This is a genomic window from Xanthomonas arboricola pv. juglandis (assembly GCF_001013475.1).
Lineage (GTDB): Bacteria > Pseudomonadota > Gammaproteobacteria > Xanthomonadales > Xanthomonadaceae > Xanthomonas > Xanthomonas arboricola.
Genome location: NZ_JZEF01000001.1, coordinates 882,134 through 904,100, shown reverse-complemented (window position 1 = coordinate 904,100; position 21,967 = coordinate 882,134). Strand labels below are relative to the sequence as shown.

Annotated in this window: 16 protein-coding genes; 8 read left to right on the top strand and 8 right to left on the bottom strand. The window is 67.0% G+C overall.

Annotated elements, in window-relative coordinates; genetic code table 11:
* Nucleotides 1–439: 439 nt before the first annotated feature.
* The 4 genes from XARJCFBP2528_RS03550 to XARJCFBP2528_RS03535 are packed head-to-tail and all read right to left on the bottom strand — an operon-like array spanning nucleotide 440 to nucleotide 5,584.
* Complete coding sequence (locus XARJCFBP2528_RS03550) at nucleotides 440–718, bottom strand: hypothetical protein (protein WP_016904906.1); 279 nt, start codon at nucleotides 716–718, stop codon at nucleotides 440–442.
* Nucleotides 708–3,056, bottom strand: coding sequence for an FdhF/YdeP family oxidoreductase (locus XARJCFBP2528_RS03545; protein WP_016904907.1), 2,349 nt, complete (start codon nucleotides 3,054–3,056; stop codon nucleotides 708–710). The genes XARJCFBP2528_RS03550 and XARJCFBP2528_RS03545 overlap by 11 nt, the downstream gene beginning before the upstream one ends.
* On the bottom strand, nucleotides 3,053–3,898 hold the full coding sequence (gene fdhD, locus XARJCFBP2528_RS03540) for a formate dehydrogenase accessory sulfurtransferase FdhD (RefSeq protein ID WP_024940201.1): 846 nt from the start codon (nucleotides 3,896–3,898) through the stop codon (nucleotides 3,053–3,055). The genes XARJCFBP2528_RS03545 and fdhD overlap by 4 nt, the downstream gene beginning before the upstream one ends.
* A gap of 6 nt (nucleotides 3,899–3,904) precedes the next feature.
* Complete coding sequence (locus tag XARJCFBP2528_RS03535; RefSeq protein WP_047124318.1) at nucleotides 3,905–5,584, bottom strand: OFA family MFS transporter; 1,680 nt, start codon at nucleotides 5,582–5,584, stop codon at nucleotides 3,905–3,907.
* 409 nt (nucleotides 5,585–5,993) lie between these two features.
* On the opposite strand from XARJCFBP2528_RS03535, the gene aptA reads away from it, so the two are divergent.
* From aptA to XARJCFBP2528_RS03505, 6 genes are all read left to right on the top strand, one after another.
* Entirely contained in the window at nucleotides 5,994–7,346 is a 1,353-nt protein-coding gene (gene aptA, locus XARJCFBP2528_RS03530) for an omega-aminotransferase AptA (protein WP_047124317.1), read from the top strand.
* A gap of 111 nt (nucleotides 7,347–7,457) precedes the next feature.
* The gene (locus tag XARJCFBP2528_RS03525) at nucleotides 7,458–8,315 is read left to right on the top strand and encodes a hypothetical protein (RefSeq protein ID WP_016904988.1); all 858 of its coding nucleotides are present in this window, start codon (nucleotides 7,458–7,460) and stop codon (nucleotides 8,313–8,315) included.
* Nucleotides 8,316–8,814: 499 nt separating this feature from the next.
* Entirely contained in the window at nucleotides 8,815–10,119 is a 1,305-nt protein-coding gene (locus XARJCFBP2528_RS03520) for a DUF445 domain-containing protein (protein WP_039526797.1), read from the top strand.
* A gap of 152 nt (nucleotides 10,120–10,271) precedes the next feature.
* Complete coding sequence (locus XARJCFBP2528_RS03515) at nucleotides 10,272–14,366, top strand: CHASE domain-containing hybrid sensor histidine kinase/response regulator (RefSeq protein ID WP_047124316.1); 4,095 nt, start codon at nucleotides 10,272–10,274, stop codon at nucleotides 14,364–14,366.
* Nucleotides 14,367–14,398: 32 nt separating this feature from the next.
* Entirely contained in the window at nucleotides 14,399–15,391 is a 993-nt protein-coding gene (locus XARJCFBP2528_RS03510; protein WP_016904431.1) for an HD-GYP domain-containing protein, read from the top strand.
* 291 nt (nucleotides 15,392–15,682) lie between these two features.
* On the top strand, nucleotides 15,683–17,119 hold the full coding sequence (locus XARJCFBP2528_RS03505; protein WP_016904432.1) for a DHA2 family efflux MFS transporter permease subunit: 1,437 nt from the start codon (nucleotides 15,683–15,685) through the stop codon (nucleotides 17,117–17,119).
* Between the two features lie 193 nt (nucleotides 17,120–17,312).
* Here the strand turns inward: XARJCFBP2528_RS03505 and XARJCFBP2528_RS03500 are convergent, their stop codons facing one another.
* The 4 genes from XARJCFBP2528_RS03500 to XARJCFBP2528_RS03485 all read right to left on the bottom strand — a co-directional run bounded on the left by XARJCFBP2528_RS03500 (nucleotide 17,313) and on the right by XARJCFBP2528_RS03485 (nucleotide 19,828).
* Nucleotides 17,313–17,735 (bottom strand): hypothetical protein, encoded by a 423-nt coding sequence (locus tag XARJCFBP2528_RS03500; RefSeq protein WP_016904433.1) that lies wholly within the window; start codon nucleotides 17,733–17,735, stop codon nucleotides 17,313–17,315.
* Nucleotides 17,732–18,076 (bottom strand): alcohol dehydrogenase catalytic domain-containing protein, encoded by a 345-nt coding sequence (locus XARJCFBP2528_RS03495; RefSeq protein ID WP_047124471.1) that lies wholly within the window; start codon nucleotides 18,074–18,076, stop codon nucleotides 17,732–17,734. Before XARJCFBP2528_RS03495 ends, XARJCFBP2528_RS03500 begins: the two co-directional genes overlap by 4 nt.
* A 181-nt stretch (nucleotides 18,077–18,257) precedes the next feature.
* Nucleotides 18,258–19,112, bottom strand: a complete 855-nt coding sequence (locus XARJCFBP2528_RS03490; protein WP_047124315.1) for an oxidoreductase — start codon at nucleotides 19,110–19,112, stop codon at nucleotides 18,258–18,260.
* A gap of 140 nt (nucleotides 19,113–19,252) precedes the next feature.
* Entirely contained in the window at nucleotides 19,253–19,828 is a 576-nt protein-coding gene (locus tag XARJCFBP2528_RS03485) for a TetR/AcrR family transcriptional regulator (RefSeq protein WP_016904436.1), read from the bottom strand.
* 131 nt (nucleotides 19,829–19,959) lie between these two features.
* On the opposite strand from XARJCFBP2528_RS03485, the gene XARJCFBP2528_RS03480 reads away from it, so the two are divergent.
* Nucleotides 19,960–21,042: an alkene reductase gene (locus XARJCFBP2528_RS03480; protein WP_047124314.1), complete on the top strand. Its 1,083-nt coding sequence runs from the start codon at nucleotides 19,960–19,962 to the stop codon at nucleotides 21,040–21,042.
* Between the two features lie 48 nt (nucleotides 21,043–21,090).
* Complete coding sequence (locus tag XARJCFBP2528_RS03475; RefSeq protein ID WP_039522015.1) at nucleotides 21,091–21,879, top strand: SDR family NAD(P)-dependent oxidoreductase; 789 nt, start codon at nucleotides 21,091–21,093, stop codon at nucleotides 21,877–21,879.
* Nucleotides 21,880–21,967: the final 88 nt, after the last annotated feature.

Below are 21,967 nucleotides of genomic sequence, written 5' to 3'. Positions count from 1 at the left end.
GGCATGGATGCCGCCGAGGAGCCTCCACGGATGGATTCACGGCGTGTCCCGCAAGCGGTGAGGGCACCGCGCGCTCGATCAACCAGGCTTTTGACCCAAGTCTTCGACTGCATCCATAACGGCGCCACCATTGAAGAGCTCGGTGGGTCTTGGAGTGGTCGGATAGTGCTGATAGATCGCTTGCAGAGCGTCGGGTCTGCGACTTAGCTGCAGGGCCCTTGCCCGCCCACCATCGCAGGACACGCCGCAAGTACGTCCCTGTAGGCTCTTCCGCGGCATCCATGCCGCGTAAGGTCCCGCGACGGTGAGCGGACAAGGACCTGTCGAGGTGGTCGGTGTGTTTGGTTGCAAGCAAAGCGTGGCCTGCGTTATTTGGATCACGGTGCGTCCGACCAGCTTCCGGTGCAAGTGAAGCAGCCGGGAAGAACCAGCAAGTTGCTCAGTCGCCCTGCTGCGTTTGCGTTATTGCACGTTGCGCATGCGCTGCCAGCCCGAGATCGGTCAGCACTGCGAACTGGCGCTCGCCGCGGTCTTCTACCTGGATCCAGCCCGGACCGGGTTGACCATCCAGGCTGGCAGTGCCCAACCACGCCAGGGTGCGCAGCAGCACGCTCATGCGCACGCCCAGTTGCTTGCACAGGCGCGCCAGCGACACGCCCTCGGGCGTGTCGGCCAACGTGTCAAGCAGCAGCGCGGTGAGTTGTGGATCAGCGGACAAGCACCGCTCCGATGTCGCGCGGCGCCGCATCGGCGGTTTCGGCGCGGTGCGGCAGCACGATCACCGGAATCGACTTGGAAGTGGGCGTGCGCGCTTCGTCGGCGAAGCTCGACAGCGGCACCAGCGCGTTGGTTTCCGGGTAATACGCCGCCAGGCAGCCGCGCGGAATGTTGTAGTCCACCAGCAGGAAGCGACGCGCCTCGCGGTGCACACCGTCCTCGCACAGGCTCTCCAGGTCCACCCAGTCGCCGGCCTTCATGTTCAACGCGGCGATATCCGCGCCATTGATGAAGAGCACGCGGCGCTCGCCGAACACGCCGCGGTAGCGATCGTCCAGCCCGTAGATGGTGGTGTTGTATTGATCGTGCGAGCGCGTGGTGGCCAGCGTAAACACCATCTGCTCGGTGTGGCTGCGGCGTGCGCGATGGATCGGGTTGTCGGTCGGCACCGCGTGCGGCTTGAACACCGCACGCTTCTCGGGCGTCACCCACTGGCGATCGCGCGCGGTGTTGGACAAGCGGAAGCCGCCCGGCACCCGCACACGCTGGTTGAAGTCGGCAAAATCAGGGAACACCTGGGCAATCAGGTCGCGAATGCGGTCGTAGTCGCCCACCAGCCAACGCCAGCGGATCGCGCTGCGCGCACCCAGCGTCGCCTCGGCCAGCCGCGCCACGATCGCCGGCTCGGACAACAGCTCCGGCGAGGCCGGCGGATTGATGCCGGCCGACAGGTGCACCATGCTCATCGAATCTTCCACCGTCACGCCTTGCGAGCCGGCGTCCTGGATGTCGATTTCGGTACGGCCCAGGCATGGCAAGATCAGCGCATCGCGCCCATGCACCAGGTGGCTGCGATTGAGCTTGGTGGTGACATGCACAGTCAATTCGCAATTGCGCAGCGCGCGATGCGTGGCGTCGGTATCGGGCGTGGCGGCGGCAAAATTGCCACCCATGGCGAAGAACACCCTGCCGCGCCCGTCCAGCATCGCCTCGATCGCACCGACGGTGTCGAAACCGTCTTCGCGCGGCGGCGCGAACCCGAACAGCGTCTGCAACTTGTCCAGGAACGCGGCCGGCGGTTTTTCGTAGATCATCATCGTGCGGTCGCCCTGCACGTTGCTGTGCCCGCGCACCGGGCACACGCCCGCGCCCGGCCGGCCCAGATGGCCGCGCAGCAACAGCAGGTTGGTGATCATGTGGATGGTGGCCACCGAATGCTTGTGCTGGGTGATGCCCATGCCCCAGCAGGCGATCACACGCTCGGCATTGAGATAGAGTTCGCCGGCCTTGCGCAGCGCCGCTTCGTCCAGCCCGGACTCTTCGACGATGGTGTCCCAGGATTCGCCATGCACCTCGGCAGCGAAGGCGTCGAAGTTGGCGGTGTGGGCGTCGATGAATTCCAGATCCAGCAGGCGTGGCATGCCCTCGCGCTGGGCCTGTGCGTCGCGCTCAAGCACGTGCTTGATGATGCCCTTGACTGCGGCCAGATCGCCGCCGATCTTGAGCTGGAAATAATCCGAGGCGATGCGGGTGGAGCCGTTGTGCAGCATCTCCAGCTTGTCCTGCGGGTCGGCGAACTTCTCCAGCCCGCGCTCGCGCAGAGGATTGAATGCCGCAATCGCCGCGCCGCGCTTGGAAGCCTGACGCAACTCGCCAAGCATGCGCGGGTGATTGGTGCCCGGGTTCTGGCCGAAGATGAGAATCGCATCGGCCAGTTCGAAATCGTGCAGCGACACCGTGCCCTTGCCCACGCCGATCTGCGAACGCAGCGCGGTGCCGGACGGCTCGTGGCACATGTTGGAGCAGTCGGGGAAATTGTTGGTGCCGAACTCGCGCACGAACAACTGATACAGGAAGGCCGCCTCGTTGCTGGTACGCCCGGAGGTGTAGAAGATCGCCTCGTCGGGCGATGCCAGCCCGTTGAGGTGCCCGGCGATCTGCGCAAACGCCTCGTCCCAGCTCACCGGCACGTAGTGATCGGTGGCCGCGTCGTAACGCATCGGCTGGGTCAGCCGGCCCTGCCCTTCCAGCCAGTAATCGCTGTACTGCGACAGCAGGCTGACGCTGTGCGAGGCGAACAGCTCCGGCCCGGCGCGGCGCGCCGTGGACTCTGCCGCGACGGCCTTGGCGCCGTTCTCGCAGAACTCGAAGGTGGAGGTGTGATCGCGGTCGGGCCAGGCGCAGCCGGGGCAGTCGAAACCGTCCGGCTGGTTGGCGTGCAGCAGCGTCTTGGCGCCCTGCACCGCGATGTCCTGTTCCATCAGGTGCTTGGCAACCGAGCGCAATGCGCCCCAGCCGCCGGCGGGATTGTCGTATTGCTGGATGGTCTTCTTGCTCATGCGGGCTCTCCCACGCCAACGCCCAGATTCAGGCGCTGCGGATGGCTGTAAACGACACAATCGTGATCGCGGGCAAACCCGATCAGGGTCAGTCCCGCACTGTCGGCCAGGCTGATCGCCAGCGCGGTCGGTGCCGAAATCGCTGCGAGCAGCGGGATCCGGGCCTGCGCGGCTTTCATGGCCATTTCGTAACTGGCGCGGCTGGTCACCACCGCAAACCCTTGCGATGCATCGACGCGCTCCCGCGCCAGCGCACCGATCAACTTGTCGAGCGCGTTATGCCGGCCGACGTCTTCGCGCACGTAGCGCACCACACCGTGCACATCGGCCCAACCGGCGGCATGCACCGCGCCGGTCTGTGCGGCGATCGGCTGCTGCGCGTGCAGCGCTTCCAGCGCACGCGCCAATGCCTGCGCATCGATCTGCAACGCCGACTGCAGCAGCGGCGGCACACGCAGCACCGCTTCGATCGATTCGTTGCCGCACACCCCGCAACCGCTGCGGCCATCCAGATTGCGCCGCCGCCGGTCCAGCGCGGCGGCACGTTCGGGCGGGATCTCGATCTGCAGCGAAGCGCCTTCCAGAAACGTCTCCACCGCCACCACCCGCAGATCCTGCGGCTGGTCGACGATGCCCTCGCTCAGCGAGAACCCGAAGGCGAAATCCTCCAGGTCTTCCGGCGTGGCCATCATCACCGCGAACGGCACGCCGTTGTAGTGGAACGCGACCGGCATTTCGGCCGCCACCATGTCCTGCACCGTGGCGTTGCGGCCGCCGCGGTGGCGGACAACCGTGCGCACCACACTGCCGGCGCGCACGGAACGGGAAGACGGAAGTGTCATCTCATCTCAATGAAACAGCACGAAGGCTTTCTGCAGCGTGACCCAGATGCCCCAGGACATCGGCACACCCACCGCCAGCCAGGCCAGCGCGACCAGGGCGGGGTTGCCGCCATGCCCGATGCGAGCCATCTGCTCCGGCGGCAGCATCGCCTTGCCGCTGCGGTCCACCTTCTCGTGCGCCAGCTGCTTCTCGCGCGCCAGTTCTTCCGGCGTCATGAAATGACGCGCGGCCACCGGGCGCACCAACAGGTTGCAGATCAGACCGAGCACCAACATGCCGGCGAGGATGTACATGGTGGTGTTGTAGACCTGTGACGGCGGGCTGCCGTGGGCCAGCTGGTACTCGCGCATGTAGCCGACCACCACCGGACCGAGGATGCCGGCGGTGGCCCAGGCGGTCAGCAGGCGGCCGTGGATGGCGCCGACCATCTGGGTGCCGAACAGGTCGGCCAGATATGCCGGGATGGTGGCGAAGCCGCCGCCGTACATCGACAGGATGATGCAGAAGATGCCCGCAAACAGCGCGATGCCACCCACGCCGCCGGCCGACGGCGCAGCCGCGTACAGGCAGATGCCCAGCACGAAGAACAGCGTGTAGGTATTCTTGCGGCCGAGCTTGTCGGACATGCTGGCCCAGAAGAAGCGCCCGCCGATGTTGAACAGGCTGAGCAGGCCGGTGAAGCCGGCCGCGATGGCCGCGATGCTGGCCAGCTGCGCCGTGTCCAGGCTGCCGAAGCCGACGTCCACCCCGATCAACCGGCCGCCGAACACTTCCTGCAGCATCGGCGAGGACATGCCGATCACGCCGATGCCGGCCGACACGTTCAGGCACAGCACGCCCCACAGCAGCCAGAACTGCGGGATGCCCCAGACCTTGCTCACGTGCACGTGGTTGGCAGTGATCATGGCGTTGTTGCTGGCCACCGGCGCGGTCCAGCCGGCGGGGGTCCAGCCGCTCGGCGGCACGCGATAGCCGAACGCGCCGGCCATCATGAAGACGAAGTACAGCGCCGCCATCACCAGGAAGGTTTCCATCACGCCCACCGAAGTCGGCGTGGCGAAGTGGCGCATCAGCGCATCGGCCAGCGGGCTGCCGATCATCGCGCCGCCACCGAAGCCCATGATCGCCATGCCGGTCGCCATGCCGCGACGGTCCGGGAACCACTTGATCAGCGTCGACACCGGCGAGATGTAACCCAGGCCCAGACCAATGCCGCCGATCACGCCCGAGCCCAGCCACAGCATCCAGATCTGATGGAAGTGGATGCCGGCCGCCGAAATCACCAGCCCGCCGCACCAGCACAGCGCCGAGACCACACCGGCCTTGCGCGGGCCGGCACGTTCCAGCCAGCCGCCCCAGATCGCCGCCGAGCAGCCCAGCAGCACGAAGAACAGCGTGTACATCCACTGCAGCTCGCTGATCTTCCAGTCGCAGGTGGTGGCGACCATGCGCGCGAACAGGCCCATGTCGGCCGGACACGCGATCGCCTCGGTGATGCCCAGCGCCTTGGACAGCGGCAGCCAGAACACGCTGAAGCCATAGGCCATGCCGATACACAGGTGGATCGCCAGTGCCGCCGGCGGTACCAACCAACGATTGAAGCCCGGACGCGCAACGATGCGCTCCTTGGACAGCAGGCCGGCGTCTGCGCCGTTGGCGCTCGCCACGGTGGACCCTTGTGTCATTCCCGTTCCCCTAAAAAGTGCGATGAAGTGTGTCCGGAGCGCCCGACAGGACGGCTGCGCGCAGGCGGTGTCAGTGGCTCCGAAAACGATTGATGGCTGCGATCGATTGACGTATTGCGATAAGGGCAGCGGCGACTACCAGGCCCAACTGGCACTCGTCTGGCGCATCATCGGCGATCGTTGAATCTTTGCAATGCTTCGGCGCGCCCCGCAGCCGGTCAAAAACCCGTCATGGCCTGCACCACAAGGCGTTCCCACAGCTTAGCGGCCGACGTTGCGACTAATTGACTAGTCCATGCGGATCGGCGCATGCGGGTCTGCAAATCGTGCTCGCCGTCGCGCTCGGCCGGGGTGACGGCCGACGCGCGGTGGCCGTACAGTCGGACGCTCCCCAGCGACAGAGTCCGCCATGCACGACCACCCTCCGCGCGATGGCGCGCACGCGCTGCAGGTACCGGCGCACCTGGACGCGTTCTGGATGCCGTTCACCGCCAACCGCCAGTTCAAGGCGCGCCCGCGCCTGCTGGCCTCCGCTGCCGGCATGTACTACCGCGATGTCGACGGCCGCCAGATCCTGGACGGCACCGCCGGGCTGTGGTGCTGCAATGCCGGCCACGCCCGCGAGCGCATCGTGGCGGCGATCCGTGAGCAGGCCGGCACGCTGGATTTCGCGCCGACCTTCCAGATGGGTTCACCGCTGCCGTTCGTGCTGGCGCAGCGGCTGGCCGCGATCGCACCGCCGGGCCTGGGCCATGTGTTCTTCACCAACTCCGGCTCAGAGGCGGTCGACAGCGCGATGAAGATCGTGCTGGCCTACCATCGCCTGCGCGGCGAGGGCCAGCGCACCCGCTTCATCGGGCGCGAAAAGGCCTATCACGGGGTCGGCTTCGGCGGCATGTCGATCGGCGGGCTGCCCAACAACCGCAAATGGTTCGGCCCCCTGCTGGCCGGCACCGACCATCTGCGGCATACGCTGGATCTGCAACGCAATGCCTACGCGCGCGGGCTGCCGGCGCACGGCGCCGAGCTGGCCGACGATCTGGAACGCCTGATCACCCTGCACGATGCCTCGACCATTGCGGCGGTCTTCGTCGAGCCGGTATCCGGCTCGGCCGGGGTGATCCTGCCGCCGGAAGGCTATCTGCAGCGGCTGCGCGCCATCTGCGACCGCCACGGCATCGTGCTGGTGTTCGACGAGGTCATCACCGGCTTCGGCCGGGTCGGCGAGGCATTCGCGGCGCAACGCTTCGGCGTCACGCCGGACCTGATCACCGCCGCCAAGGGGTTGACCAGCGGCAGCGTGCCGATGGGCGCGGTGCTTGTGGCCGATGCGATCCACGCGGCCTTCATGCAGGGGCCGCAGAACGCGATCGAGCTCTTCCACGGCTACACCTATTCCGGCCATCCGCTGGCCTGCGCCGCGGCGATCGCCACGCTGGACACCTACGCCGAAGAACACCTGTTCGACCGCGCGATCACGCTGGGCCCGCAATGGGAAGACGCGCTGCACAGCCTGCGCGGGCTGCCGCACGTCATCGACATCCGCAACATCGGCCTGATCGGCGCGATCGAGCTGGCGCCACGCGACGGCGCGCCGGGCGCACGCGGCTACGAGGTGTTCGAGCGTTGCTTCCACGACGGCGGCCTGCTGGTGCGCGTCACCGGCGATGTCATCGCGCTGTCACCACCGCTGATCGTCACGCCCGAGCAGATCGGGCAGATGGTCGAAACGCTGGCGAAGATCCTGCGCAGCACCGCCTGACGACCAGGACACAGGCGCCCGCGCGTAACGCCGGCACGCGGCGCGGTCAAGCGCGCAAAGCCGGGGCAGGCTCACTACAATGCCGGCCCCGCACTTCCCCGCAGTTGCCGCATGAACATCGTTGTCAAAGAAGAACTCAAGGCCTACATCGACCCGCTGACGCCCGACGAGCACGAGGCGCTGGAGCGCAGCCTGCTGGCCGAGGGCTGCCGCGATGCGCTGGTGCTGTGGGGCGATGTGCTGGTGGATGGCCACAACCGCTACGGCATCTGCCAGAAGCACGACCTGCCGTTCCAGACCGTGCAGAACCCGCGCTTCCAGTCGATGCAGGACGTGCAGCTGTGGATGATCGAGCAGCACCTGGGCCGGCGCAGCGTGTCGGACTTCCAGCGTGGCGTGCTGGCGCTGCGCAAGCGCGAGATCCTGGCCGCGCGCCAGCGCAGCCAGCGCGACGCCGACGCCGCTGCCGAAGCGCCGGCGGTTGCCGACCCTGAGCAGCCGGCCACCGGCATCGACCACGACGCCACGCCGGCGGCCGCGGACAGCGACAGCCCACCGTGGGAAGAAACCTCCACCCCGGTCAGCCGCGCCGAGCTGGCGCGCGAGGCCCGCCTGAGCAATAACCAGGTGGTGATGATCGAGCGCATCCACAAGCAGGCCGCCCCGGAAGTGGTGCAGGCGGTCAAGGCCGGCGAGATTTCGATCAGCGCCGCCGCTGCCGTGGCCACCTTGTCCGAGGACGAGCAACGCGCCGCCGCGCAGGCCGGCAAGGCCGAGCTCAAACAGGCTGCCAAGCGCGTACGCGACGCCAAGCGCAAACCCAAGCCCGACGAGGCCGAAGGCGGCGAAGCCGAACGCCGCGACATGAAAGCCCTGCAACGCCGCGTCACCGAACTGGAAAACGAAAACGCCGCGCTGCAGGCCAAGGTGACCGCGCTGCAATCGCAGCTGGAGCGCCTGCGCGGCTAAGTGCCAGACGGTGCATCACCGTAGGAGCGCACCCGGGCGCGGCGTGGCTGTCCCGGTAACGCCATCGCGCTCAGGCGCGCTCCTACAGAACCGATCAGCCGCCACCGCAAATGGCAACCGCGATCACCGCAAACACCCGTAGGAGCGCACCCGGGCGCGACGCGGCGTTCCCGGTAACCCCGTCGCGCTCAGGCGCGCTCCTACAGAACCGATCAGCTGCCACCGCGAACGGCCACCGCGATCGCTGCAACCACTCGTAGGAGCGCACCCGGGCGCGACGCGGCGTTCCTGGTAACCCCGTCGCGCTCAGGCGCGCTCCTACAGAACCGATCAGCCGCCACCGCGATCGGCAGCCGCGATCACTGCAACGACTCGTAGGAGCGCACCCGGGCGCGATGTGGCTGTCCCGGTGACCCGTCGCGCTCGGGCGCGCTCCTACCGGGCCATCACGCCCCGGCCGTGGACATGCCCTGCTCCGGCGACTGGGTACACTGCGCAGATGGAACCAAGCGTTAGCACTCCCCGCCCCGTCGATCCCCGTCGTGCCCAGCTGCAGCGCATGAAGCTGTTGGCTGTGGCCCTGCTGCTGGCCATGTTCGCCGGCTTCGTCGTCAGCCACCTGATGGGCGAACAAGGCGTCTGGGCCTGGGTCTCGGCCTTCTGCGAAGCGGCCACGGTCGGCGCACTGGCCGATTGGTTCGCGGTGGTGGCCTTGTTCCGCCGCCCGATGGGCCTGCCGATTCCGCACACCGCCATCCTGCCGCGCGGCAAGGACCGTCTGGCCGACGGCCTGGCGGTGTTCGTGCGCGACCAGTTCCTCGCCCCCGAGGCGTTGATGGACAAACTGCGCGTGTTCGACCCGGCCAGCCGCCTGGGCGAATGGCTGGCCAAACCCGAACAGGCGCGCATGCTCGCGCAGATGGCGCGCAGCTGGATGCTGCAGGCGCTGGAGCTGCTGGACGAGGCCGCGGTGCGCCGCGCGATCCAGCGCTTCGTGGTCGACCGTCTGCGCAAATGGAATGCTGCCGCCACCGTCGGCGATGTGATGGCGCTGCTGACCACCGATGGCCGGCATCAGAAATTGCTGGACGAGGTGCTGCTGCGCCTGGGCGAGTGGCTGGATCAGGAGCAGGTCAAGACGCGCGCCTCGGCCTTGATCGTGCGTTACGCGCGGCGCGAGTGGCCCAAGCTGGTCGGCACGGTGAACTGGGTCAAGCCGATCGAGGAGATCGGCGACAGCCTGGCCGACCGCATGGCGCGTGCGGCGATCGAGGAGTTGCAGGACATCCTCAAGACGCCCGAGCATCCAATCAGGCTCGACTATGAAGCCTGGCTGCAACGCTACATCGCGCGCCTGCGCGACGAGCCGGCAATGGCCGAGCGCGTGGAAGAACTCAAGCAGCGCGCGATCGAACATCCGGCCTTGCAGGACTACGTGCAAGGTCTGTGGGGCGAGATTCGCGATGCACTGCGCAACGACCTGGCGCGTGAGGAATCGTCGATGGCCGCGCATATGGAGCGCTCCATGCAATCGCTCGGCCAGGCCTTGTCGCAGGATCCCTCGCTGCGCGAAGCGCTCAACCAGCACATGTTGCAGGCTGCCGACAAACTCACCACACGCTTGCGCGCATCGGTGACCGACCATATCGCGTCGACGATGAAAAGTTGGGACGAACGTCACCTCGTCGAACAATTGGAATTGGGTGTCGGACGCGATCTGCAATACATTCGGTTCAATGGAACGTTGGTGGGCGGACTGATCGGCCTTGCCCTTCACGCATTATCGATCTGGCTGGCGTTCTGATGCATTGGCAATGACGTTGATCGCCCACCGGACGCACGTGCGGACGCCGGGGAGACTGCACGTAGTCTGATGATCGTCAGGCGCCACCACGAGACCGACTTCGCTGTCGGCCAGCACACCGGGCACGCAACAGGCAAGGCAAGGGAACAGAAATGCCGAATGGCCGCTGGGATCTGCGCAGAAAATACGGGCGCCGTGCATCGATCGGGGCCCTGCTGATTCTCGCCGCAGGTCTGATCGCCGCCATTTCTGCCGGCCTGTCGCTACAGCGACATAACGAGCTCGAGCGCGAGCAGCGTTTCAACTATGTGGTGCGCACGCTGACACGCAACATCAGCGAGCGCATGTATACCTTCGAACACGGGCTGCGCGGCGCGCGTGGCGCGGTGATCGGCGCCGGCAAGGATGTCATCGGTCGCGACCGCTTCACCTTGTACAGCCGCTCGCGCGATTACGCGCGCGAGTTTCCCGGCGTGCTGGGCTACGGCTACATCCATCGCGTCGCGCCCGCAGACGAAGAGGCCTTCCTGCAGGCCGCGCGCGCCGACGGCGCACCGGACATCAAGCGCCGGCCGCTGGAGCCCTGGGACGGCGAGCGTTACATCGTGCTGTATTTCGAACCGGAGTCCTCGGGCAACCGTCCGATCGGCCTGGACATCGCCTCCGAGCCGCGTCGCCGCGCAGCGGCACTGCAGGCCGCACGCAGCGGCGTGCCGATCATGACCTCGCCGATCTCGCTGTCCGGTTATCGCATTCCCAGCGAGAGCGGATTCCTGGTGCTGCTGGCGGTGTATCGCGAAGGCATGCCGCTGCAGACGCCGCAGCAGCGCATGGCCGCGACCAGTGGCTGGGTGTATGCGCCCTTCAGCGTCGAGCAGATGGTGCAAAGCACCCTGGGCGAGCGCGAGGACGTGGCGCTGGATCTGTCCGACCGGAACGAGCCGACCCACAACTTCTTCCGCAGCGGCACGCCATCCAGCGACAGCGCGCGTCGCCCGCCGGTGGTGCAGCAGCTGCAGATCTACGGACGCACCTGGATCATCACCGCCCACCCCACCGCCAGCTTCCTGGCCTCGCTCAACCAGACCTCGCCGTGGCTGATCGGCGGCCTGGTGCTGGGCGTGTCGGCGCTGCTGGCGGCATTGCTGGTGCTGTATTTCAGCAACGGCCTGCGGCGCGAGGAAGTGCTGCGCAAACAGATGGAGCTGGCAGCACTGGTCAGCCATTCCAGCGAGGCCATCGTTGCCGAGACCCCGGACGGACACATCACCCACTGGAATCCCGCTGCCGAAGCGATGTTCGGCTACAGCGCGGACGAGGCGATCGGCCAGAACCTAACGATGCTGCTGTCGCCGCAGCCGTATGCGATCCCCGACATCGAGCATGCCGACGAACGCCATTCGGTCGATACCTCGGCGGCGCTGAGCATGCGTCATCGCGATGGGCATCTGGTCCATGTGCTGGCCAGCAAGGCCCCGATCATCGAACGCGATGCCACCCTGAGCGGGCACTCGCATTTCTTCCGCGACATCTCCGAGCGGGTGCGTGCGCACCAGCGCATCGTCGCGCTGAATGCATCGCTCGAACACCAGGTCGCCGAACGCACCAGCGAGCTGATGAAGTTCTCCGCGCTGCATCGCGCGATCCTGGCGCACGCCGGCTTTGCCATCATCGCCACCGACTCCAGCGGCTTTGTCACGCTGTTCAATCGCGCCGCGGAAAAACTGCTGGGCTACAACGCCGACGAGGTGATCGGCCGCCGCAAGGCCGGCCAGTTCATCGAGCAGGAGGAACTGCAGGAGCGCGCGCACCTGCTCGCCGAGCAGACCGGCGGGCCGGTGGCGCATACGCTGGAGGCGATCGCGGCGCTGACCAGCCTGGGCCGCAGCGACACCAGCGAATGGACCTACGTCAGCCACGAAGGCCGTCGCCTGCCGGTGCTGCTGACCCTGAGCACCCTGCGCGACGATAACGATCAGGTGATCGGTTACCTGGGCATGGCGGTGGACCTGACCGAGCAGAAACTGCACGAGAAGCAGCTGCGCCTGGCGATGGACGCGGCCAAGAGCGCCAACCAGTCCAAGTCCGATTTCCTGGCCAACATGAGCCACGAGATCCGCACGCCGATGAACGCGATCCTGGGCATGCTGTACCTGCTCCAGCGCAGCGAACTGCCCGGTGCGGCGCAGGACATGGTGACCAAGATCGACCGCTCCGCGCGCTCGCTGCTGGAGATCATCAACGACATCCTGGATTTCTCCAAGATCGAGGCCGGGCGCATCGATCTGGAACGCGCACCGTTCGACCTCAATCAACTGTTCGACAACATCGCCGACCTGATGCGTTCCTCGCTCAGCACCAAACCGGTGGAAATGATCGTCGAACCGCTGCCGCGCGATTGCCGCTGGTTGCTCGGCGATGCGCTGCGCATCAACCAGGTGCTGGTCAACCTAGTCGGCAACGCGATCAAGTTCACCGAGCAGGGCGAAGTGGTGCTGTCGGTGCGGCGCTTCCCCAGCGGCGATCCGAACAAGCTCAAGCTGCTGTTCTCGGTGCGCGACACCGGCATCGGCATTTCCAAGGAAAAGCAGAGCCTGATCTTCTCGCCGTTCCTGCAGGCCGACACCTCCACCAGCCGGCGCTACGGCGGTAGCGGCCTGGGCCTGACCATCAGCCGGCGCCTGATCGAATTGATGGGCGGCGAGCTGGAGGTGGAAAGCGTGCCCGGCCGCGGCAGCGAGTTCTATTTCGTGGTGACGCTGGAAAAATCCGCCCCGCCGCTGGCACAGCGCAACCTGCCGGCGCTGCCGCCGGAAGCGATGCCGCGGGTATTGATCGCAGACGACCACGATGCGGCGCTCAACAACCTGGTGCGCATCGCCACCGAACTCGGCTGGCGCGTGGATGCGGTCGCCAGCGGCCAGGCCGCCCTGCAGGCGATCGAACAGGCCAGCGAGCCCTACGACATCTTCCTGCTCGACTGGCGCATGCCCGATATCGACGGCGTGGCGATCGCGCGGCAGATCCGCGCACGCGCCGTGCCCGGCCCGCATCCGGTGATCGTCATGGTCACCGCCTACGAGCGCCGCCTGCTGGAGCAGCATCCCGAGCAACAGGACCTGGATGCGGTGATGACCAAGCCGGTCACCAGCGCGGCGCTGCACCGGCTGGTGGAGCAACTGGTCCACGAACGCCCCGGCGCGCGGCCGGTGGCGCCCACCTTCGTGGCGCGTCGGCTGGAAGGCGCGCATCTGCTGCTGGTGGACGACAGCGAGATCAACTGCGAAGTGGCGCAGCGCATTCTCGAAGGCGAAGGCGCCATGGTCACGGTCGCCCACGATGGCGAGCAGGCCATCAACACGCTAAGGCGCGCGCCGGAGTTGTTCCAGCTGGTGTTGATGGACGTGCAGATGCCGGTGGTCGATGGCTATGAAGCCACGCGGCGGCTGCGGCAGATCCCCGCGCTGGCCAGCCTGCCGGTGATCGCGCTGACTGCCGGCGCCTTTCGCCCACAGCAGGAGAAAGCGCTGGAAGCGGGCATGAACGGTTTCATCGCCAAGCCGTTCAATGTGGAGGAACTGGTCACCGCCATCCGCCACTTCCTGCAGCCGGGTGTACGGCGCATCCCGTCGCTGCCGCACGAGGCCGCTGTGCAGGGCGGCCCCGAGTGGGAACACGCCGACCCGGAGGTGCTGGATGCGGCGCGTGCACGCAGCCTGTGGCGCGAGCGCGAACCGTACGAGCGCTATCTGCTCAAACTGCTGCGCGACAACCCCGACCCGGCCGAGGCCGCAGCCGAGCATCTGCGCCGCAACGAGCTGCCGGCGATCGGTGCGCTGGCGCACAAGCTGCGCGGCGCGGCCGGGTCGCTGGCATTGCCGGCCCTGGCCGGTGCCGCCAGCGACCTGGAAACCCGCATCGAGCAGGGCCACGACATCACCTCGGCACTGCTCGCACTCAAGGACACCATGCAGCGTACCGCCGCCGCGATCCATGCCTTCCTGCAACACGGCGACAGCGACGCGGAAGCAGGCGATGACGATGCCGCGCTGGACGCGGACAGCGTGCAGATCCTGGAAGCGGCCCTGGGCAGCGACGATGCCGACAGGATCGACCACGCGCTGCTGATCTGCGCGCCGCATCTGCCGCGCAACCTGCAGGAAGCACTGCAGCGTGCGGTGGAAGATTTCGACTTCCGTCGCGCCGAGGCCACCTTGCGCGACTGGCAAGCCACTCACCTGCGCTGACCGCTCACCACGCCGGCTGGCAAGGAGCCTCCATGCCGCATCGCCCCCTGCTGTGTGTCGACGATGAATCCAGCAACCTGGCCACCCTGCGCCAGCTGCTGCGCGACGATTTTCCGCTGGTGTTCGCCAAGTCCGGCGGCGAAGCGCTGGAGGCGGTGCTCCGCCACACGCCGGCGTTGATCCTGCTGGATGTCGAGCTGCCCGACATGGACGGCTATGCGGTGGCGCGCACGCTCAAGCAGCAGCCCGCCAGCACGGCCATCCCGATCCTGTTCGTGACCTCGCGCAGCAGCGAGCACGACGAACGCACCGGCCTGGAAGCGGGCGCGGCCGACTACGTCAGCAAGCCCTACTCGCCCGCCCTGCTCAAGGCGCGCATCGCCACCCAGTTGAAGCTGGCCGAAAACGCGCGCCTGGCGCAGCACTACCGCGATGCGATCCATCTGCTCGGGACCGCCGGGCAAGGCCAGGACGCCGACACCGGCGCGCATATCTGGCGCATGGCCGCGTATGCGCAGGTGCTGGCCGAGCAGGTCGGCTGGCCGGCGCAACGGGCGCAGCTGCTGCAGGATGCCGCGCCCCTGCACGACGCCGGCAAGATCGCGGTGCCCGGCAACATCCTGCACAAGCCCGATGCGCTGGACGAACACGAACGCTCGGTGGTGCGCCAGCACCCGCAGGTCGGCCACGACCTGCTGCGGCACGGGCGCGGGCCGGTGTTTCAGCTGGCTGCGGAAATCGCGCTGCATCACCACGAATGCTGGGACGGCAGCGGCTATCCCAACGGCCTGGCCGGCGAGGCCATTCCCGAATCGGCGCGCATCGTGGCGGTGGCCGACGTGTTCGACGCGCTGTGCGGGCGGCGCGCCTACAAGGCGCCATGGACGGTGGACGATGCCATGCGCAAGCTCGACAGCATGGCCGGCAAGCAACTGGAACCGCGCCTGGTGCAGCAGTTTCGCGAGGCGTTGCCGCAGGTCCTGCAGATCATGGATGCCTGGGATAGCGCGGCGCCGGGGCCCTGAAGAGCCGGGAATCGGGAATCGGGAATCGGGATTGGGGAATCGGGACGGGCTGAGCAGTTTGCGGGCCGATCGGGCGAGCATTCGCGCCCGTCTTGCGAGCGTACGGCTCTCTCAGGTGGGCTGGTGGTGTTATCGGCCCTGTGATGCGTACGCAGTGTTGCCTGGCGTGTGCTTGAACACCGCTTCGCACGGGCGGACAATAGCCATGTTGCGCCGCACAACACCGTGCGACGCGGGCCGGTCCGATCGCCATTTGCGCGCCACCGATGCGGCCCCGCAACCGAGAGTCCGATGTCCTCCAGCGTGTCCGAGGCCGGCATCACGCCGCCGCGTTATCCCGATTACCGCATCATCTCGCTGATCCTGGCCTGCGCCATCTTCATGGAGCAGATGGATGCCACTGTGCTGGCGACCGCGCTGCCGACCCTGGCGCGCGATTTCGGCGTTGCCGCGCCGGCGATGAGCATCGCCATGACCAGCTACCTGCTGGCGCTGGCGGTGCTGATCCCGGCCAGCGGCGCGATCGCCGACCGCTTCGGCCTGCGCCGGGTGTTCGGCGCATCGATCTGGGTGTTCGTCGGCGGCTCGATCCTGTGTTCGCTGGCCGACAGCCTGCCCACCATGGTCGCCGCGCGCGTACTGCAAGGCGCCGGCGGCGCGATGATGGCCCCGCTCGGCCGGCTGATCCTGCTGCGCACGGTGGAGCGCCGTCACCTGGTGTCGGCCATGGCCTGGACGCTGGTGCCGGCCTTCATCGGCCCAATGCTCGGCCCGCCGCTGGGCGGATTTTTCGTCTCGTATCTGGACTGGCGCTGGATCTTCTACATCAACGTGCCGATCGGCATTGCCGGCTTTCTGCTGGTACGCCGTTTCATCCCGGAAATTCCCACCGAAACCACACCGGCACGTTTCGACCTGCGCGGTTTCGTGCTGTGCGGCACCGCGTTGGGCTGCCTGCTGTTCGGCCTGGAAATGGTCAGCCAGCAGGACGGCCTCGGCACGGCTAGCTGGCTGCTGGCCATCGGCGGCAGCGCTGCGTTGGGGTATCTGTGGCATGCACGCCACCACCCCGCTCCGCTGCTGGACCTGAGCCTGCTGCGGATCGATTCGTTCCGCTTGTCGGTGATCGGCGGCGCGCTGATGCGCATCACCCAGGGCGCGCATCCGTTCCTGCTGCCGCTGCTGTTCCAGATCGGCTTCGGCATGAGCGCCGCGCACAGCGGGCGCCTGATCCTGGCCACCGCGCTCGGCGCACTGCTGATGCGCAGCATCACCCCGCAGTTGCTGCGCCGCTTCGGCTATCGCAACAGCCTGATCGGCAACGGTGTGCTCGCCAGCCTGGGCTACATGGTGTGTGCGTTGTTCCGGCCCGACTGGCCGCCGGCGCTGATGTTCGGCCTGCTGCTGTGCTGCGGCGCCTTCATGTCGTTCCAGTTCGCTGCCTACAACACCATCGCCTATGAAAACGTACCCGCATCGCGCATGAGCCGCGCCAGCAGCCTGTACACCACCTTGCAGCAACTGATGCTCTCGGTCGGCGTATGCGCCGGCGCAATGATCCTCAAGCTGGCGATGCTGGCCGGCGATCACACCCAACCGGCGCAACGCGATTTTTCGCTGGCGTTCTGCGTGGTCAGCCTGATTTCGCTCAGCGCCACCTGGTGGCATGTGCGATTCGACAAGGATGCCGGGCAGGAAATGAGCGGGCACCGGGCTTCGAGCGGCTGACAGCAGAGATGCGTAGCCGGCGCAGCTACACAGCCGTGACTGGAATCGGCGTGCACCGCCCCGGCAACTGCGTTTTCCATGCGACATCCACATCAGTTGCCAACTGCTCGCACCGCTTGGTTGACCCGTCTTGCAGCGTGTCATGTCCGCCAACTCGCATGACAGCACCCCACAGGCGCCGCCATGCCTGCCATCATCGCGCCTTGTCGTTGTGCCGCGACCCGGCCTCGGCACGCGTCACCAGCAGGAACGCCAGCGGAAAGCCGATCTCGATCGCGACTGCCGCGAAGATGCCGGCGTTGACATGCCCGGCCACCCACTCCGCAACGCCCAGCACTGCCAGCAACAGGCATGCGGTGACAAAGCCCGCAATCACGGCACGGCGCCCTGGCGACGGTGGCGCCGTTCGCACCAGCAGCAGCATGACGCCGATGGCTGCATACAGCGGTGCGGCGCGTCGGCCGAGCACGCCAAGCGCTTCGCTGTCGAAGGCCACGCCCCAGTTGGCCAGCATGGCCGCAGGCGCCAGCAGCCACGCCGCGCCCAGCGCGAAGAACGACAACGCCGACAGCGTGGCCAGGTAGCGAAATGCGCGCGATGCAGTCGGCGCGCTCATGCGTTCACCTCCACGACCGTGCGCCCCTGCACCTTCCGCGCCTCGCCGCCAGAGTGGGGCTGATGCAATCCCCGGCCGCTGGTCAGCACCCGGTCTGCAACCGCAATTCCGGCATCGCGGGACGCTTGGACCACACCGGCAAGATCGACGCCAGGAATCAGCGGAAGATGGCGAATGATCGGGCCACCTCCGCTCACCATCATCGCGTGGTGGTCGTTGCCGGTCGAATACTCGACAGCAACCCTCACCTCGCCCGGCATCAACGCGTCTTCGTTGAACTGGGCCAGCCTGGTAACCACCGGCTCGCTGGTCTGAACGCTAAGCACTGCATTGAAGGTCATTGCCTTCTCCTGTTGGGGGGCAAGGCCGCGCGCTACTGCGTCACCACCGACGCATCGGTAACGGCATGCGCACTGCAGTCGCTGCGGCTCGTTTGTGCAGCGGTGCAACCCGGCGTGGCGCAGCTGAAACCTGTTGCGCTCACCGCCAGGGCCGGCACTTGCAGTGGTTTGTCGGCCGGGCTTATCCGGCGTGGGATGGCGTCGTCGTCTCGGACGGCGTCTTCGCATCGAGCTGCAGGTTCTTGCGAATCAGCGCCTGGAACACGCCTGCCGGCGCAAACCGCCGCAAGAACTGCAGCTGTCCGGCGATCTTGCCCGCGGTGTAGCGCACCTTGGGCTGCTGGGCGCGCGCCGCCTTCACCACCACGTCGGCCACGACGGAGGGCTCGTCTGCGCTTGCCATTGCCTGCGCCACCACCTGGCCCACCTGGGTGCGCACCTGCCGGTAGTTTTCCAGCGGCGCATCCGGGGCGAGAGTGTTCGCCTCGAACTGGGTTTTGGTGTAGGCCGGCTCGATTACCGTGACCCGGATTCCGTAGCTGCGCAGCTCGTGGTCCACCGCTTCGGAGTAACCCTCCACCGCGTGCTTGCTGGCCGCGTACAGCGCCGCATACGGCGTGGGCACCAGCCCGATGATCGAGCCGATGTTGACGATGCGGCCACTGCCCTGGCGGCGCATGTGCGGCACCACTGCGCGCGTCATGCGCACGACACCGAGGAAGTTGGTGTCGAGGATGGCCTTGGCCTGCTCGATCGAGCTTTCCTCCGCAGCGGCAGGAGACACACCGAAACCGGCGTTATTGACCAGCAAGTCGATGCGCCCTTCCCGTCGCAGCAGCTCCTGGATCGCGGCGTCGACCGATTCGTCGCTGGTCACATCCAGCGCCAGCAGCGTGAAGGCGCGCTGTCCGGATTGCGCGCCGCGACGGCTGGTGCCGTACACCGTATAACCGGCGGCAGCCAACGCGTTGGCAGTTGCTTCGCCGATGCCAGAGGAGGCGCCGGTCACCAGCGCAACAGGGGGTTTGCTTGTCATTGGAATTCCTTGAGTGCAGTGAGTGACAGGGCGGCAGTCGGTTGACGATCACGCCGTGACTGGGATGCGATGGCTTGGCTAAAAACGCAGTTCTATTGGTGAAACCTCGGCCACGTGTGTGGCGGATGCACGCCTGTCGGTTAGTTGGATGCCTGCAACGACGACAGGATCTGGTCGCGACACACCGCGATGATTTCGTCGGCCAGCGGCGAATCGTTCGGGCACGACCGCGACAGCACGATGGCGCCGATGGCGTGCGCCATCATGTCCAGGTTGCTGGCGCGCTCCGCTGCTGCCTCGGCGGTACCGGGCGCAGCGCCGCTGCGGTCGAGCGAGGCCAACAGGTTTTCGACCCCGGCGGCGAACGCCTCGCGCACTTCCTCCGGCTGGCGCGCGGCATCGGCGCCCAGCGCAGCCATCGTGCAGCCGGTGGCAAGGCTGTCGCGATGTCCGCGCGACAGATAGAAGTTCACGAAATCCGCCTTGTCCACGTGCTCGGTCTGCGCGGCGATGTTGGCCAGGCCGCAGGCCGCCGATTCGGCCATCAGATCCGCCTTGGAGCGGAACTGCTTGTAGAAGCCGCCGTGGGTGAACCCTGCGGCGGCCATCAGATCGGCGATGCCGATCCCTTCGTAACCGCGCTCGCGAAACAGCACCGAGGCGGTCTCGACGACGTGCGCCCGGTTTGCCTGCGCCTGTGCCTTGGTCACTTTCATCGTTGGGACACTCCGTGCTTGTGCGGGACTGGTGAGAGCGGCAGCTTACTTTGATGTCATTCGTCATCAAAGTGTTGACACTTTAGATTTTGATCGTAATCTTTGTCAACCACTGATTCCGAGCACCGCCAATGACCCACCCTTCGCTGTTCGAACCCTATGCACTGGGCGCGCTGACCCTGGCCAACCGCATCGTGATGGCCCCGCTGACCCGCAACCGTGCGGGCGCCGGCCTGGTGCCGAGCGCTCTGGCGGCCACCTATTACGCCCAGCGCGCCTCGGCCGGCCTGCTGATCACCGAGGCCACCCAGATCTCGCCCCAGGCCCAGGGCTATCAGGACACCCCTGGCCTGTACACGCCCGAGCAGATCGCCGGCTGGCGTGCGGTCACCGACGCCGTGCATGCCAAGGGCGGGCGCATCTTCGTGCAGCTGTGGCATGTGGGCCGGGTGTCGCATGTCGACCTGCAACCGGGCGGCGCCGCACCGGTCGCGCCGTCGGCGATCCGCGCAGCGACCAAGGTGTTCGTCAACAACGGCGTTGCCGATGTCTCCGAACCACGCGCGCTTGAGCTGCACGAACTGCCGGGCATCGTCGACGACTTCCGCCAGGCAGCGGCCAATGCGATTGCCGCCGGCTTCGATGGTGTCGAAATCCACGGCGCCAACGGCTACCTGCTGGAGCAGTTCATCAAGGACGGCGCCAACCAGCGTACCGATGCCTACGGCGGCTCGATCGAGAACCGCGCACGCCTGTTGCTGGAGGTGGTCGCTGCAGTGAGCAAGCAGATCGGCGCCGATCGCACCGGCGTGCGCATCTCGCCGGTGTCGCCGGCAAGCGGCATTTCCGGCAGCGAACCGCAGCCGCAATACGACTACATCGCCGAGCAGCTCGATGCGCTGGGCATCGTGTACCTGCACGTGGTCGAAGGTGCGACCGGCGGCCCGCGCGATGCGGCCCCGTTCGACTATGCCGCGCTGCGCAGCAAGTTCACCCGTACCTATCTGGCCAACAACGGCTACGACCTGGAACTGGCCAACGCCCAGTTGCGCGCAGGCAACGTCGACCTGGTGGCCTTCGGCCGCCCGTTCATCAGCAACCCCGATCTTGTCGAACGTCTGCACACCGGCGCAGCGCTGGCGCCGTTGAATCCGGCCACGCTCTACGGCGGTGGCGCCGAAGGTTATATCGACTACCCGTCCCTCGCCGGCTGAGGCTGTCTCGCCTGGCGTCTTTCATCCACTGTCATCAAGGAATTCTGCATGTCCACACTTCCCGCTGTCCTCATCACTGGCGCCTCCACCGGTATCGGCGCCGTCTACGCCGAGCGCTTTGCGCAACGCGGCCACAACCTGGTGCTGGTGGCACGCGACAAGGCCCGCTTGGATGCGCTGGCGGCGCGTCTGCACGCTGCACATGGCGTCAGCGTCGACGTGCTGCAGGCCGACCTGACCCAGCCCGCCGACCTGACCGCAGTGGAAGCTCGCCTGCGCGACGACGCGCAGATCGGCATCCTGATCAACAACGCCGGCATGGCGCAGTCTGGCGGCATCCTGCAGCAGAACGCCGAGGCAATCGACCGCCTGCTGGCGCTCAATGTCACCGCGTTGACGCGCCTGTCTGCCGCGGTTGCGCCGCGCTTTGCGCAGTCCGGCAGCGGCGCGATCGTCAACCTCGGCTCGGTGGTGGGCTTCGCTCCCGAATTCGGCATGAGCGTCTATGGCGCCACCAAGGCCTTCGTGCTGTTCCTGTCGCAGGGGCTGCACCTGGAGCTGGGAGCCAAGGGTGTGTATGTGCAGGCCGTGCTGCCGGCCGGTACGCGCACCGAGATCTGGGGGCGTGCCGGTATCGACGTCAATACGCTCAGCGACCTGATGGACGTGGGCGAACTGGTCGATGCCGCGCTGGTCGGCTTCGATCGCCGCGAACTGGTCACCATCCCGCCGCTGCACGTGGCCGAACGTTGGGACGCACTGGATGGCGCGCGCCAGGGGCTGCTGTCTGACATCCGTCAGGCCACCGCCGCCGAGCGCTATCAGCCGGCGGCCTGACCGGGCCGGCGGCGCACCCGCCCGCAGCGCTTGCCACGGTGAGCGCTGCGGGCCTGCGCTGAGGCGTCGCGCATTCGCGCTGCTACAC